This is a genomic window from Streptomyces sp. NPDC032198, from assembly GCF_040636975.1.
Taxonomy (GTDB): domain Bacteria; phylum Actinomycetota; class Actinomycetes; order Streptomycetales; family Streptomycetaceae; genus Streptomyces.
Window position 1 is genome coordinate 740,639 of record NZ_JBEZVL010000001.1, and the last position, 13,827, is coordinate 754,465.

17 protein-coding genes and 1 tRNA gene are annotated in these 13,827 nt (G+C 71.5%); 12 read left to right on the top strand and 6 right to left on the bottom strand.

Annotated elements, in window-relative coordinates:
• Window positions 1–3: 3 nt before the first annotated feature.
• Window positions 4–261, bottom strand: coding sequence for a DUF2277 domain-containing protein (locus AB0E78_RS03485; RefSeq protein ID WP_361827642.1), 258 nt, complete (start codon window positions 259–261; stop codon window positions 4–6).
• Window positions 262–370: 109 nt separating this feature from the next.
• Here AB0E78_RS03485 and AB0E78_RS03490 point away from each other — a divergent pair, with 109 nt between their 5' ends.
• The 5 genes from AB0E78_RS03490 (at window position 371) to AB0E78_RS03510 (ending at window position 2,558) form a co-directional block, all read left to right on the top strand.
• The gene (locus AB0E78_RS03490) at window positions 371–718 is read left to right on the top strand and encodes a hypothetical protein (RefSeq protein WP_361827644.1); all 348 of its coding nucleotides are present in this window, start codon (window positions 371–373) and stop codon (window positions 716–718) included.
• A gap of 40 nt (window positions 719–758) precedes the next feature.
• Entirely contained in the window at window positions 759–1,064 is a 306-nt protein-coding gene (locus AB0E78_RS03495) for a hypothetical protein (RefSeq protein WP_361827646.1), read from the top strand.
• Between the two features lie 146 nt (window positions 1,065–1,210).
• The gene (locus AB0E78_RS03500) at window positions 1,211–1,597 is read left to right on the top strand and encodes a hypothetical protein (RefSeq protein WP_361827649.1); all 387 of its coding nucleotides are present in this window, start codon (window positions 1,211–1,213) and stop codon (window positions 1,595–1,597) included.
• A gap of 9 nt (window positions 1,598–1,606) precedes the next feature.
• A complete protein-coding gene (locus tag AB0E78_RS03505) occupies window positions 1,607–2,131 on the top strand; it encodes a hypothetical protein (protein WP_361827650.1) in 525 nt (174 codons plus the stop codon).
• Window positions 2,132–2,168: 37 nt separating this feature from the next.
• Entirely contained in the window at window positions 2,169–2,558 is a 390-nt protein-coding gene (locus AB0E78_RS03510; RefSeq protein WP_361827653.1) for a peptidase inhibitor family I36 protein, read from the top strand.
• A gap of 67 nt (window positions 2,559–2,625) precedes the next feature.
• On the opposite strand, the gene AB0E78_RS03515 is transcribed toward AB0E78_RS03510, so the two are convergent.
• Window positions 2,626–2,919 (bottom strand): hypothetical protein, encoded by a 294-nt coding sequence (locus tag AB0E78_RS03515; RefSeq protein WP_361827655.1) that lies wholly within the window; start codon window positions 2,917–2,919, stop codon window positions 2,626–2,628.
• 330 nt (window positions 2,920–3,249) lie between these two features.
• On the opposite strand from AB0E78_RS03515, the gene AB0E78_RS03520 reads away from it, so the two are divergent.
• On the top strand, window positions 3,250–3,609 hold the full coding sequence (locus AB0E78_RS03520) for a cupin domain-containing protein (protein WP_361828507.1): 360 nt from the start codon (window positions 3,250–3,252) through the stop codon (window positions 3,607–3,609).
• 223 nt (window positions 3,610–3,832) lie between these two features.
• The gene (locus AB0E78_RS03525) at window positions 3,833–4,339 is read left to right on the top strand and encodes a response regulator (RefSeq protein WP_361827658.1); all 507 of its coding nucleotides are present in this window, start codon (window positions 3,833–3,835) and stop codon (window positions 4,337–4,339) included.
• 44 nt (window positions 4,340–4,383) lie between these two features.
• On the opposite strand, the gene AB0E78_RS03530 is transcribed toward AB0E78_RS03525, so the two are convergent.
• Window positions 4,384–4,455 (bottom strand) — tRNA-Val (locus tag AB0E78_RS03530).
• A gap of 216 nt (window positions 4,456–4,671) precedes the next feature.
• Here AB0E78_RS03530 and AB0E78_RS03535 point away from each other — a divergent pair.
• From AB0E78_RS03535 to AB0E78_RS03555, 5 genes are all read left to right on the top strand, one after another.
• Window positions 4,672–5,496, top strand: a complete 825-nt coding sequence (locus AB0E78_RS03535) for a DUF4097 family beta strand repeat-containing protein (protein ID WP_361827661.1) — start codon at window positions 4,672–4,674, stop codon at window positions 5,494–5,496.
• A 254-nt stretch (window positions 5,497–5,750) separates the two neighbouring features.
• Complete coding sequence (locus tag AB0E78_RS03540) at window positions 5,751–7,214, top strand: hypothetical protein (RefSeq protein WP_361828509.1); 1,464 nt, start codon at window positions 5,751–5,753, stop codon at window positions 7,212–7,214.
• A 234-nt stretch (window positions 7,215–7,448) separates the two neighbouring features.
• The gene (locus tag AB0E78_RS03545) at window positions 7,449–8,060 is read left to right on the top strand and encodes a DUF4383 domain-containing protein (RefSeq protein WP_361827663.1); all 612 of its coding nucleotides are present in this window, start codon (window positions 7,449–7,451) and stop codon (window positions 8,058–8,060) included.
• Window positions 8,061–8,121: 61 nt separating this feature from the next.
• Window positions 8,122–8,790 carry a bifunctional 4-hydroxy-2-oxoglutarate aldolase/2-dehydro-3-deoxy-phosphogluconate aldolase gene (locus AB0E78_RS03550; protein WP_361827665.1) on the top strand — a complete coding sequence of 223 codons (669 nt, stop codon included), beginning with the start codon at window positions 8,122–8,124 and terminating at the stop codon, window positions 8,788–8,790.
• Window positions 8,787–9,758 carry a sugar kinase gene (locus tag AB0E78_RS03555; protein WP_361827668.1) on the top strand — a complete coding sequence of 324 codons (972 nt, stop codon included), beginning with the start codon at window positions 8,787–8,789 and terminating at the stop codon, window positions 9,756–9,758. Before AB0E78_RS03550 ends, AB0E78_RS03555 begins: the two co-directional genes overlap by 4 nt.
• A 348-nt stretch (window positions 9,759–10,106) precedes the next feature.
• Here the strand turns inward: AB0E78_RS03555 and AB0E78_RS03560 are convergent, their stop codons facing one another.
• The 3 genes from AB0E78_RS03560 to AB0E78_RS03570 form a co-directional block, all read right to left on the bottom strand.
• Window positions 10,107–10,325, bottom strand: coding sequence for a zinc ribbon domain-containing protein (locus AB0E78_RS03560; protein WP_361827671.1), 219 nt, complete (start codon window positions 10,323–10,325; stop codon window positions 10,107–10,109).
• Between the two features lie 23 nt (window positions 10,326–10,348).
• A complete protein-coding gene (locus tag AB0E78_RS03565) occupies window positions 10,349–11,104 on the bottom strand; it encodes an HAD family hydrolase (RefSeq protein WP_361828512.1) in 756 nt (251 codons plus the stop codon).
• 77 nt (window positions 11,105–11,181) lie between these two features.
• Window positions 11,182–13,737, bottom strand: a complete 2,556-nt coding sequence (locus AB0E78_RS03570) for a phosphoribosyltransferase (protein WP_361828515.1) — start codon at window positions 13,735–13,737, stop codon at window positions 11,182–11,184.
• Between the last annotated feature and the right edge of the window lie 90 nt (window positions 13,738–13,827).

A 13,827-nucleotide genomic window follows, 5' to 3' on the forward strand; every position in this document is an offset into this window, starting at 1 on the left:
GGCTCAGGCAGCCGGGGCTTCGTCGGACGGCTGCTCGGCCGCCCGCGGCTTGGCCCCGCGCACCTCGATCCCGGCGAGCAGCTCGGCGGTGGCTTCGGTGACCGCGTCCACGGCACGGTCGAAGACCTCGCGGTTGTGCGCGGCCGGGGCGCGGAACCCGGAGACCTTGCGCACGTACTGAAGCGCGGCGGCCCGGATCTCCTCCTCGGTGGCGTCTTCGGGGATGGCGGGCGGACGGAGCGTCTTGATGCTGCGGCACATGCTTACAGCTTGCCGCGAGTGGGACGCGGGCGGGAAGTCCCAGAAGTTCACCCCACCTCACGCGTGGCATCCCTCGCACTCGAAATTCGAACAGGAGTACCATTAGCGGGTGCCTGCAACCCCTGCATACGACTTCCCTGACGACCTCCTCGCGGGCCAGGAGGAACTGCACCAGGTCCGGGCCGAGCTCCTGGCCCTCCTGAAGCGGCTCCCCTGGTCGGTCACGCCGCTGGACGGCTTCAGCGACGACCACGGCTGGCGGAAGGTGGAGCGTCCCGCATCCCCCGGCTGGACCCCTGACGAACAGGCGGAGGTCGAGAAACTCCGTGCGCGGGAGCGGGAGTTGGCGGTGTTCGTCACTTGTCACCGCTTCTGGGAACAGGTGGCGGGACCCGAGGCGGTGGCGGCTCGCGCACGGCTCAAACACGCCCACGGGAAATCCATTGACACGGGGTGACAGCGGGCGTTGACTCCCTCTACGCCAGGGAGGTGCTGCCATGAATGTTCTACTGGTCGTCCTGCTCATCGCCCTGATCGGCCTGGGTTTCAGCCAGCCGCTTCTGTGGCTGGCCGCTGCGGCACTCGTCTTCTTCATGGTCCAGCAGTACGACCGCGGGGGCTCGGGCAAGAGCAGCAGCGGAAGCGGTGCGGGCGCGGCCCCTGGTGCCGGTGGTGGCGGTGGAGCCGGAGGCGGCGGTGGAGGCGGCTACCCCAAGACGTACCGCGACTACCGCATCCGCAAGGAACGCCAGGAGCGCTGGGACCGCAGGTACCGCCGGACCCATCGGGGTTCGGGCCGCTGAACGGTGCGGCCGCCGCCGGGCGACCGCACCCACTGACACCACCGGTATGACTAGTCATCATTCCGGGTGACAAGGCGCTTACCTGCGCAAACGCTGGGGATTGAGGTCATGCACAACGCATCGACCAGCCCCGGGAGCCCACGCGCATGCGCTTTACGACCGTCGCCTTCACCGCCGCCGTCGCGGCCCTCCTGACCGCGGCCGCGCCTTCGGCCACCGCCGAGCCGCACGCCGCCCGGACGCGGGTGGCGACACCCCCCGGCCAGGTCTGCTTCTGGACCAAGCCCGGCATGATGGGCCAGGCCTGGTGCTACGGCCCGCCCGGTTACGCGGAGGCCGAGAACGGCACGCAGCGCAGCGCCCACTCCTTCGAGTCGCGCGCCAACGGCAGTGTCTACGCCATCAGTTACGGCTCCGGATCCAGTTGCGTCTACCGAGAGATCCGCAAGGACGACTACGACGAGGACTGGACGGCCTGGGCCACGAAGCTGGACGGCGTGAGCCACGAGACCATGGGGTGCGAACAGGGCTGACGTACGCAGATGCCGCACCGCCCCCGCCGCCTCCTGGCCGCACTGTTCCTCTCCCCCGCCCTGTTCCTGAGCGCATGCGCGCAGTCGCCCGCACGGGCCCCCGCGATGCCACCGGACGACGTCATCAGAACGGCCCAACAGCAGCTGACGGACGCCTGCTTGAAGAGGCAGGGCCTGAAGCCGCCACGCCCGCACGCCGGTCCCGAGAGGTCATCGGGCCCCGCCCAACAACGTACGGCTGATGCCCTGTTCGGTACGGGCCGCGCGGAACTCTCCATCGAGCTCCCCACCGGGTACCTCGTGCGCGCCCACACCGACGGCTGCCTCGCCGCGGCACAACGCACGCTCTACGGCGACCAGAAGCGCTGGTTCCAGGTCTCGACGATCAGCAACAACCTCAAGCCGGAAGCGGCCCACAGCCACCGCAGCCTCGCGTCGGTCCGCGCCCAGCACCGCGAGGATCTGGCCGACTGGCGAAGGCTGCGCGCACGCGCGCTGCAGCGGGCCAAGGCCCAACTGACCACCCATCACTGACCACTTAACCCCTGACCAGGCAAGAGGGAAGCACCATATGATCAACAAGCACACGCACAGGCCCGCGGCCCTGATCGCCGCCACGCTCCTGGCGGTCGGCACCGCGGTGACCACATCGGCCGCCGCCCAGGCGGCCTCGTGTCCGAGCGGCCAGTTCTGCGCGTGGACGGACAGCAACTTCGGCGGCCAGCGCACGAATTGGTCGGGGGACGACCACGACTGGGAGGACCCCATCCAGGACAACGACTCCTCCTGGGCCAACCACGGCATCTCGGGCCCCGGCATCAAGGACCACGTACAGGTCTACGAGAACCCGGGCCTCGTCGGCTTCGGCACGGTGTGCCTGGGCCCCGGCCAGGAGATCGCCACCCCCAGCGGCTGGGCCAACGACAGCGGCGACTCCCACACGTGGAAGATGGACTGCTAGCCGCCGCCCCACTACGGTGCACCCCTGTATCGGCCGTATCGGCCAACGGGGTGCACCGCCCCCTCGGTCAGCCGAGCGGCACCCCGGCGGGCAGCCCCCCGATCATCGAGGCCGGCCCCCGCGCCGCGTCGCCGACCTTGGTCGTGACGGCAGCGGGGTCGTCCGCGCGTACCTCACCGGCGGCCGGGGCGACGGCGACCTCGGTCAGCGGGTCCTTCAGCTCCTGCGTGGCCTTGGCGGCGGAGTCGAGCATCTGCGTCTCCCCGCCGACAGGCGGCTGCGGCGCGGCGAACGCGGGAGAAACGGCCCCCAGAGCGAGCCCGACACCGACAGCACCAGCAGCGGCCTTGGCAATCTTCACGAGGTGAATCCCTTCCGGCAGGGCCCGACGGCAGTACGACGGTCGCCCACCGAAAGCATCCGGACCGGACACTCCCAGAGCCCTTGCCGAAGTGCCCAACTCACCCAAGATCCCCAAGGTTCTGAACGACCACCCGATCGATTCGACAAGATCAGCGAACGAGGCGGGAAGCCCCGCTGGTGTGCTCGCCCGTACCCCCGGTGGCGCCCACCGGTGGACAGGCAGACGATGGAGTGAAAGGGGTCGGCTGGTGACGGCGTCGGCCGTGGACCTGCGGCGGCGACAACTGACTCCGAGAGTGTGGGCATGGCCCGGACGGAGGAAGTCGTCATGATGGAGGTCAAAGCGGTAGAGAAGCCGGACGAGCGGCGAGATTTCCCACGCGGTCACCTGGAAGCCGTCCACCTCACAGGGCTGGACTTCGCCGTGGGCACCTTCGAGCCCGGCTGGCGCTGGTCCGAGTCCGTGGCCCCACTGGCGGGTACCGAGAGCTGCCAGATCCACCACAACGCCTATGTCGTCAAGGGCCGGATGCGCGTCCGCATGGACGACGGAGCCGAGGGCGAAGTGGGACCGGGCGATGTCTTCGTGTGCTCGCCGGGACACGACGCCTGGGTCGTCGGTGACGAACAAGTCGTCGTGTACGACTTCGCGGGAGGCATGGCGCAGGAGTACGCGAAGGCACCGTAACCCCCGCGCATACATCTGCGCCTCGCACGGCAGACGCCCCCACTCGCTTCCCAGCGGGAGGGGGCGCTTCCGCTGCAACCACCCCTGTAACCAATGGTGCTGCTGTTACCCCCGTGACTCCTGTTACTTCTTCCTTGAACCCGGACATCACCCTGAGGTGACGAAGGGACTCTCCAACTCGACTTCGGCATAACGTGGTTACGGAGAGAGGGGGCTCATGTCCATGTCGTCCGAATCCGTGATCCTCGTCGTCGATGACCACAAGGACACCCTGTTCGCGCTGGAGAGCGCGTTGGCCCCCCTCGGCTACCCGCTGGTGAGCGTGACCAACGGCGACCACGCCCTGAGGGTGATCCTGCGCGGGGAGGTCGGGCTCATCCTGCTCGATGTGCGCATGCCGGGCGTGAGCGGTCTCGACGTCGTGCGCTACGTACGGCGCCTCGACCAGACACGTTCCATACCCATCATCCTGCTGACCGGCTTCGACGTGAGCCGCGAGATCGCCGCGGCGGCCTTCCTGCTCGGAGTGGCGGACGTAGCCCACAAGCCCATAGACCCCCTGACCCTGCGCACCAAGGTCCGCTATCTCTTCGACACCTACGAGCAGTTGAAGTCCCTGCAACAGGAGATAGCGGATCTCCGCTCCCAGGTAAGGGCCGGAACCCTCAAGCCCTCGAACGACAGCCACTCGGCCCCCCGCTGGACCCCCGGCCCCCAGGTCGAAACGTAACGAGAAGACCCCCGGCCAAGATCGGCTGGGGGTCTTCGTACCGGTGGGCGCGGACGGTTTCGAACCGCCGACATCTGCCTTGTAAGGGCAGCGCTCTACCGCTGAGCTACGCGCCCGGGATATTTCGACAGCCTACCTTGCCGGTGGCCCCGGGCCGCAAACCCGTATGGGGTGGTCTCGGGAGGGGGTTAACCCCACCTTTGATCCGGGAGTGGGCCGGATCCCGTCGGGCGGGGTTCCTTCGTACGGTCTGAGGGCGGCTGGGGAAGCCGCAGTCTTGGCGCGGACCGCCCGCCATGGCGACTGCCATGGCCACTCTGGGGGAGATCTTCATGACCGTTCATTCCGTGCACGCGCACGCGCACCGCCGCAGCCATTCCCGGCGTGCCCGCGTTCTCGCCGCCGCCGGTGGCGTCGTCGCCGCCGCCCTGCTCGCCGGTGCCTGTGGCGCCAGTGCCGACGACGACTCCACCCCGGAGCGGCGGACCTTCGCGCTGGAGGGGAAGACCTTGACCGTCGACTCCGACGACTCCTCGCTGGAGTTCGTCACCGGCGACTCCGACGACGGCAAGGTCAAGGTGACCCGGTGGTTCGACGGGTCCACCGCGCTCGGTGACACTCCCAAGGTGACCTGGGCCATGGACGGGGACCGGCTGACGCTGCGCATGAAGTGCTCCGGCGTCTTCAGTGACTGCTCGGCCAAGCACCGTATCGAGGTGCCCCGCGGGGTGGCCCTGAAGGTGGAGAACGGTGACGGGCGTGTGAGCGCCAGCGGGCTGCGGGAGCCGCTCTCCATCCGGACCCACGACGGCTCCGTCAGCGTCAAGGACTTCGCCGGGCCGCTCACCCTGGCCAGCGGCGACGGCGCGGTCGACGCCACCGGCATCCGGTCGACGCGCGTCCGTGCCACCTCCAAGGACGGTGCCGTACGGCTGAAGCTGGCCTCCGTGCCCGACCGCGTCGAGGCCCGCAGCGCGGACGGCGCCGTCACCATCGAGGTGCCGGAGAAGAAGGACGGCCGTGACGTCGCGTACGACGTGACGACCAAGACGGCCGACGGGGGCGTGGATGTTTCCGTTCCCCGCGACAGTGGTAGTCCGCACCTCGTGTCCGCCCGCAGCGAAGACGGCAAAGTCACGGTGCGCAGCGCGAACTAACCGGCCCGTGTGTTCGTCATTAACCGGTGGGAGAATGTGACACCGGGCAAGGCGGATGACAGCACGGGAGAGGGATAGTGACGGCGACACCTTCGCAGCCGTACACACCAGATACGTCCAGTAGATCAGCGCTGCCGAAACCGCCGAAGCTGCCGGAGCTGCCGAGTCTGTCGGACGTGGCAGAGCTGCGGGAGCTGCCGGAACGGCGGGAGCTGTGGACGCCGCCGGAACTTCGCGAGCTGCCGAGGCTGCCGATGCCGACGCCGACGCCGACGCCGACGCCGACGGACGAGGATGTGGTTCGTCGCGGGAGCTTGCGGCCGCGGTCCCGCCCTGGCGTGGCCCCCGCCGTGCCCGCTGCCGTCCCGTCCCGCCCCCGCATTCGCATCCGCCGAAGCCCTCTCCGTGATGCCGTCACGCTCGCCCTCCTGCCCCTCCCCCTCCTCGCCCTCACCCTCCCCGCCGCCTTCGCGGGCGGCGGCACCCGGCGGTGGTTCGGCGGGCGCGGGGAGAGCATGCGGGCCGATGCCCAGGCCGCCAAGGACGCGGCAGCCGCCGCCTTCTACGAGCTGGACACCGCCCAGCGGGACCTGCGGATCTCCATCGAGACCATCGTCGCCGTCGACTCGACGCCCGCCGCGCAGCGTGCCGTCTCCGACTTCGACGCCATCGGGCGGCGGATCGACGAGGCCAGCCAGAAGTACATCAGCGCGGTGGACGCGCACGACCTCGACCGTGATGACCTGGAGGCCTCCGTCGCCGCCCGTGCGCGGACCGAGCTCACCGAGGCCAAAGGCGAGCTGGACAAGGCCAAGCAGGACCTGGACCGCTTCCAGCAGGGGCTCGGCCCGCTGCTCGACAAGGCGGAGACGCAGCTGGCCCGGCTCGCCCCGGCCGTCGAGCGCGCCCGGCAGACCCTCCTCGCCGCCAGCAACGCCCTCGATGCCGTACGAGGGGCCGGGCTCAAGGCCGATGATCTGGCTGCCCGCCTCGCCGCCCTCGGGCCCGAGCTGACCAAGCTCAATCAAGGCGCCGGTCAGCACGGCGTGCCGGAGACCCTGCAGCGCGCCGACCGCGTCCTGCGGGACGCCGAAGCCGTGCGGGCCGAGGCCGAGCAGCTGCCGGAGCGGGCCGCCGAGATAGACCGCCGGCTCGTCACGCTGCGTACGCGCGCGCAGGCGCTCACCACCCGCAGCGGCCAGGTCGACCCGGTCCTCAGTGAGCTGCGGCGGCGGTTCACGGCCGCCTGCTGGCAGGACCTGCAGCGCGTGCCGGACGAAGCCGCGGAGAACGTACGGCAGGCCGAGGCCAAGCTCAAGGAGGCCCGGCAGGCGCGCGAAGAGCAGCGCTGGCCGGACGCCACCGCCCTGCTCTCCACGGTCCGCGCCCTGCTGAACTCGACGGACGAGGCGGTGTCGGCCGCCGGCGACCGGCTGCAGCGGCTCAACGCGGTGGCGAAGGACCCCCAGCAGGAGATCGAGCGCACCCGCTTCGCGATCCGCGACGCCCAGCGCCTGGCCATGGCGGGGCGCCAGACCCCGGAGCAGCGGCACGCCCGTCCGCTGGACGAGTCCGTCGCCCGCCTGGACCGCGCGGTGGCCTCCCTGGAGGGGCGCCACCCGGACTACTGGCACTTCCTGACCGAGACCGAGGCCGTGCGGCAGTCGGTGGCCCGCGTGGTCTCCCAGATCCGGGAGGAGCGGGGGCAGGGGGCCTAGGGGCCTGGGGGGCCAGGCTCCTAGGGGCGACTGGTTTCGGTCCCGTCTGCTGGCGGTCGGGGGCTCGCGGGCGGATCCTTGAGGTACGTACGCCGGATTCCGAGTACGTCGGTGAGTACTGCGGTTCGGAGTACGCGGTTCCGAGTTCGGAGTACGCCGCTCCGAGTTCGGAGCAACGTACAGAGTTCAGAGCAACGTACAGAAGTGTCCTTCGCGCGCTCCAAGGAGGCGGACATGGCCACGCATGTACTTCACTCAGGGGCGAAGCAGCCCAGGCGACGCGTCACGCTCAACGAGCATCTCCCCGTCGACCACCGCCTCAGCACGATCTACCGCTTCGGTGCCGGTCTCATGGGGCTCGTCCTGCTCGCGTTCGGCATCCTCGGCCTGATCGACAAGGTCGGCTTCTTCGACACCGGGGGCGACACCGTCGCCGGTCTGAACACCAACGGCGCGCTCAGCGTCCTGTCGATCTGCGTCGGACTGCTGCTCTTCGTCGGCATGGTGATCGGCGGCAACTTCGCTTCGACGCTCAACATGGTCCTGGGCTGCGCGTTCATCCTCAGCGGCTTCGTCAATCTCGCCCTTCTCGACACCGGCCTCAACTTCCTCGCCTTCCGCATCCAGAACGTCCTGTTCAGCTTTGTGGTCGGCGTCCTGCTCATGATCTTCGGGATGTACGGGCGGGTCGGGTCCGCCCTGCCGCACGACAACCCGTACTGGCAGGCACGCCACCCGGAACAGGTGCGGCACGCCGAGCACGGGCGCATGCACGGAGCTCACCACTCCGGGCAGGCTCTCCGCCCGGACCGGAGCGACCAGCCCGAGCCCGACCGGGCCGACTAGCGCGCTACCGGCCCGACCACCCTGAGCAGGCACGCTGAGCCCCCTGTGCGAGCCTTGAGGCATGTCGGACCTCACCACTGACCTCACTACTGGCCTCACCGCTGCCTTCAGTTCAGCCCTGCGGACCCGGCGCCTGATCGCCATCGTGCGCGGCACCGACGCGGAGGCCTCCTTCCGGACGGTCATGGCCCTCGTCGCGTCCGGTGTGCCGCTCGTCGAGGTCTCCCTCAGCGGTGCCGACGCTCTGGGCGTGCTGCGCCGGGCCCGCGCGGAGCTGGGCGGCGAGGCCTGGCTGGGAGCGGGCACGGTCCTCACCGCGGACGACGCGCGACGCGCCGCGGACGCGGGGGCGAACCTCATCGTGACGCCGGGGCTCGGGGCCGGGGTGGACGAGGCCCTGCGGCGTGAACTGCCCGTCGCCGCCGGGGTGTTGACGCCCACCGACGTGATCGCGGCGAGCGCTGCCGGTGCCGCCGCGCTGAAGGTCTTCCCCGCTTCGGCGATGGGCGGCCCCGCCTACCTCAAGGCGTTGCGAGCCCCCTTCCCCGACGTGCCCTTCGTACCGGTGGGCGGTGTGGACGCGGCCGCCGCCGAGGAGTATCTGGCGCTCGGCGCGGTCGCGGTCGGCGTCGGCTCCCCGCTCATCGGGGACGCGGCGGACGGCGGCGACCTGGACGCGCTGCGCAAGCGCGCGGCGGAGTTCGTGGCGGTCGCGGGGGCCGGCCGGTGAGCGCCCTGACCCAAGCTCGCCCTTCCGACGTCCTGACCCTGGGCGAGACCATGGTCGCCCTGCGCGGCAGCGGTCCGCTCAAGCTGGGCGGTTCGATGGACGTGTCCATCGCGGGCGCCGAGTCGAACGTGGCCATCGGTCTCGCGCGTCTCGGCCACGCGACGCGGTGGGCCGGCGCGGTCGGCGACGACGAGGCGGGCGAGCTGGTGCTGCGCACGCTGCGCGCCGAGGGTGTCGACGTCAGCGGCGCCACCCGCGATCCGGGCGCGCCCACGGGGCTGATCCTCTTCGAGCCGCGGCTGCCCGAAGTGACCCGCGTGCACTACTACCGTGCGGGATCCGCCGGTTCACGCCTCACGGCGGCGGCGGTCGAGGGCGCTTTCGCCACTCCTGGCGCGCCCGGCGTCCTGCACCTCACCGGCATCACCCCGGCTCTCGGCCCGTCCGCCCGCGACGCATGCCGCCGCGCCCTCGAACTGGCCCGGGAGTGCGGCACGACGGTCTGCCTCGACGTCAACTTCCGCTCACGGCTGTGGAGCGCCGAGGAGTCCGCGGCGGTCATGCGTTCGTGGATTCCGTACGTCGATGTCCTCATCGCCTCGGACGACGAACTGCCCCTGTGCGCGCCGGAGGAAGCCACCCCCGGCGAGGCCCGCGCGCTGCTCGCGGGGGGCGTCGGCGAGGTCGTGGTGAAGCTCGGCGCCGACGGGGCGACCGCGCACACCGTCGAGGGCGAACTGCACGTACCGGCGCGTCCGGTGCGTGCGGTGGACGCCGTGGGCGCCGGGGACGCGTTCGTCGCCGGGTACCTGTCCGCGCTGCTGGACGGCGAGAACGTCACGGGCCGCCTCGACCGGGCCGTGACCACGGGCGCCTTCGCCGTGGCATCGCACGGGGACTGGGAAGGGGCCCCCACACGGCCGGAACTCGGACTGCTGGGAGCGGGGCCGGGGACCGTGATCCGCTAGCCCCGCACCCTCCATGGACCCAGGGCCCGACTTGCCGCTAGGCCGCACCCCGCGTGGTCCCGGGGCCCGCGGTCAGCTAGCGCCGCACCCCCGCCGAGTCAGGGCCGGTGACCCGCTGATCCCGCCCCCGCGCAGAGCCAAGGCCCATCGTCCGCTGGCGCCCCACCCCGCGTGGACCCAGGGCCCGCGGTCAGCTAGCGCCCCACCCCGCGTGGAGCCAGGGCCCGCGATCCGCTAGCGCCGCACCTCGCGTGGAGCCAGGGCCCGCGATCAGCTAGCGCCCCACCCCGCGCCGAGTCAGGGCTCGTGATCCGCTAGCGCCACACCCCCGCCGAGTCGGCAGGCTCGCTAGCCGCAGCAGCCTCCGCCACAGCAGCCGCCACCGCCACCGCCCTGCGGGGCAGGGGCGGACGCCGAGGACGAGCCTCCGACGGCCACCGTCGACAGCAGCTTTACCGTGTCCTCGTGCCCGGCGGGGCAGGACGCGGGGGCGGCGGACTCGGCCATCGGGCGGCTCAGCTCGAAGGTGTCGCCACAGGAACGGCAGCGGTACTCGTATCGGGGCATGGGCCAAGGCTAACGGCAGCGGATCACCCGTGGGCAGTCCCAGGCGACCCCGCCGCCGTGAGGAACCCCCGCAGGATCTCCTCCCCCGCCGCGACCCCGCGCTCCGGAAGCACCGTGAGCCCCGGCGCCGTCCAGCCCGTGTCCGCAAGCTCGCCGTGCCCCGGTCGCCAGGAGCGGTCGGCGGCGAGCAACAGGTCGGCGTCGAGGAGCGAGTCACCGGCGGCGAGGATCTCCTCCGCGTCGATACGGCGGGCCACCTCACGCACCGCCGCACTCTTCGTCAGCGGCTTCGGCACGGCGTAGATCTTGCGCCCCTGCAGCGAAACGGTCCAGCCGCGCCCCTCCGCCCACACGGCGAGCTCCTTGACCCAGCCGTCCGGCAGCAGGGAGCGCTCGACGACGAGATAGGCGAAGAGGTCCTCGGCCACCCGCTCCTTCAGGAGCCAGGCGGGGTCGGCAGTACGCACCATGTGCGCGCGGACCTCGTCGAGCGAGGCGCACTCGGCGGCCAGACGGCGGCCGACGCCCGCACGCCACTCGGGGTCGGACACCCCGTCGACGAGCAGGTGCCCGCCATTGGCGCAGATCGCGAACTTCGGTGCGGGGCCCGGGAGATGGATGCGGCCGTACTGTTCGCGCGTACGGGTGGTCGTCGGCACGAAGACCGTGCCGCGGCCCACCTCGTCGAGCAGCCCGGCGGCGGTCTCGGTGACGTACGACAGCGGCTTGCTCTCGTACACCTCGACGCAGAGCAGGCGCGGCGCTTCGGCATCGGGCATGGTCAGGCCGAGGGCGGCGGCGGAGTAGATGAGGGTGCGGTCGAGGTCGCTGGCGACGAGGACCCGGCGGGGCGTGCTCACTTGGCGGCCACCGCCTTGCCGTCCGTGCCGGTGGCGCCGCGCGTGAACTGAGGGTGGATCAATCCGACGCAGGTGTAAGGGAGTTCGTCCACTTCCTCCACCGGTACGCCCCGCTGCTCCGCGAGGAGTCGTACGTGGTCGAGGTCGGCTCCCGCCCCCGCGCGCGCAAGGATCTTCCAGGGCACGCGCCGCAGCAGGACACGCGTGGTCTCGCCGACGCCCGGCTTGACCAGGTTCACGTCGTGGATCCCGTACTCCTCGCTGATCCGCTCCACGGCGGCCCAGCCCTCCCAGGTCGGCGCCCTGTCGGCGGAGAGCAGCTCCTTGACCTGGGCGTCGACGGCGTCGGCCACCTCGTCGAAGCGGGCCGCGACGGCGTCCAGGAAGTCGAGGGAGACGTCGCCGTCGGCGAGCTCGCGGTAGAACTTCGCGCCGTGGAAGTCGTCGGGTCCGACGAGATCCGCGCGCAGGACCGTGCGCGATATCAGGCCGGACACCGTCGAGTTGAGGCAGGCCGAGGGGATGAGGAAGTCCTCGCGGGTGCCGTAGGTGCGGACGCAGGAGCCGGGGTCGGCGAGGACGGCGATCTCCGGGTTGAAGCCGACCGGACCGCCCGACTCCTCGAACTCCCTTACCGCGTCGCCGAGTTCGCGCGTGATCGCACCCTTGCCCGTCCAGCCGTCGACGAAGACGACGTCGGCCGTGTCGTGGTGGGCGGCGAGCCACCGCAGCGCGTTGGCGTCGATGCCTCGGCCACGCACGATGGACACGGCGTAGTGCGGCAGGTCGAGACCGTGCCGGTGCTGCGCCCAGCGCCGCATCAGTACGCCGACGGGCGTGCCCGCGCGGGCCAGCGAGACGAGGACGGGGCGGGGCGACCGTTCGGCGAGCACGGTCTCGGTGACGGTGCCGACGGCCTGCGCGATGCGGGCGGCGGAGGTGCCGAGCGCGGCGCGGAACAGCTCCTGGTACTGCGGGCTCGGCTGGTACTCGACCGGCAGCGACTCGGCGTAGTGCGCGCCGCCGCTCTGTATCGCCTCCTCGCGCTCCTCGGTGGGCGCCTCCAGGCTCACGTCCGAGAGGTCCTGGAGCAGCCAGCCGACGTCTTCGGCCGCATACGAGGAGAAGTCGGGGCCGCGGAGGGGCTCGGGCAGCATGGGGGGCCTTTCGGGGACGTACTCAGAGGTGCGCTCAGGGATGCGCCGGGAGGCTTGCTCGGATGCCTGCTCGGACACTTGCCGGGATATTCGCCCGGTCGCCCGCTCGGGGACGTACGAGGGCACGACGGCGAGCAGCACCCGCGGTGCGTGCGCGGCGAGCTGCGCCAACAGGCCGTCAGGAGCGTGGAGTTCAGGGCGGTCCGCCACGGAGTCGACCACGAGGACGATCGCGTCGAAGCCGCCGCCCGCGACGTTGTACGCGTACCTCTCGCCGGATCCGTCGGCGGGCGCGTCGTGCGCGGGGAAGACGAGGCGGCTGCGGATGGCGTAGCCGGGGTCGTCGACGGCGAGTACGGGCGAGCGGGTGGTGGTGGAGTACCGCACCTCCGTGGCCTCCGCAGCGTCCGTGCGCAGCCGCTCCTCCAGCGCCACCCCGAGGGCCAGCGGCGCGTACATCAGCTCCTCGAAGCCGAGGACCAGGATGCGGCGCGGGGGCGTGACCCCGGTCGCGGGCTCCGCAACCAGCGCCTCCGCGACCCTCTCCGCCATCCCCGGCAGCGCCGCCTCAAGTGCCGCCCGGTGCCCGGGGACGAAGCCGTGGCGCCCGCCGTCCGGCACTCCGGCGGGCCAGCCGAGGTCGACCCGGGTGACGGAGCCGCCCTCCCGGCGCGCAGTGGGGAGCGCCGAAGCCTCGTACTCCTCGACCAGCGCCTGCCCCTTCTCCAGCACGCCGTCCGGCAGGCTCACCCTGCCGGACGCCGTCGTGATCAGGTCGACCCGCGCGCCGATCTCGCGGGCGAAGTCGGCCAGGCGGCCCTGGTCCTGCGGGGAGCGCATGTCGACGAGCGCCACGATGACGTACCGCTCGCGCGGGTGCAGCTCGTGCAGGGCGCGGATGGTGTTGAGGACCGTGTTGCCGGTGGAGAACTCGTCGTCCACGAGGACCAGTGGGCCGTCCCTGGTGAGCAGCCGGGGGTCCTCGGGGAGCAACAGGTGCGAGGTGGCGTGCGAGTGGGACTCCTCGAAGCCGCCCGCGCTGCGCACTCCGTCGACCGGGCGGCGCGTGGAGTGGAGGTAGGGCGCGAGGCCGATGCCGTCCGCGACGCAGTGGCCGAGGCCGGTCGCCGTCTCCGCGTACCCGAGCACGACCGCGCGCCGGGCCTCCGCGTCGCCCAGGAGCGTACGCGCCCGTTCACCGAGGTCGCGCCCGGCCGCGTACACGACGGAAGGGAGCTGTGGCACATGCTTGCCGAGGACGTTCGACACCAGGAGGTGCGCCCGCTTCGGGTTACGGCGCAGGGCGAGGCCGAGCATGCCGCTCAGCCCCGCGTCCCCGGCCAGCTCCACACCGAGCCGCTCGGCGACCCACGTCCCTGACCACACCACGTCCACGTCGTCGTTCACAGTCCTCGCACAGTCCTTGCGTTGCTTGCGTTGCTTGCGTTGCTTTGGGCGGCCCGGGTCCGGCCCAGGCGTCGCTTT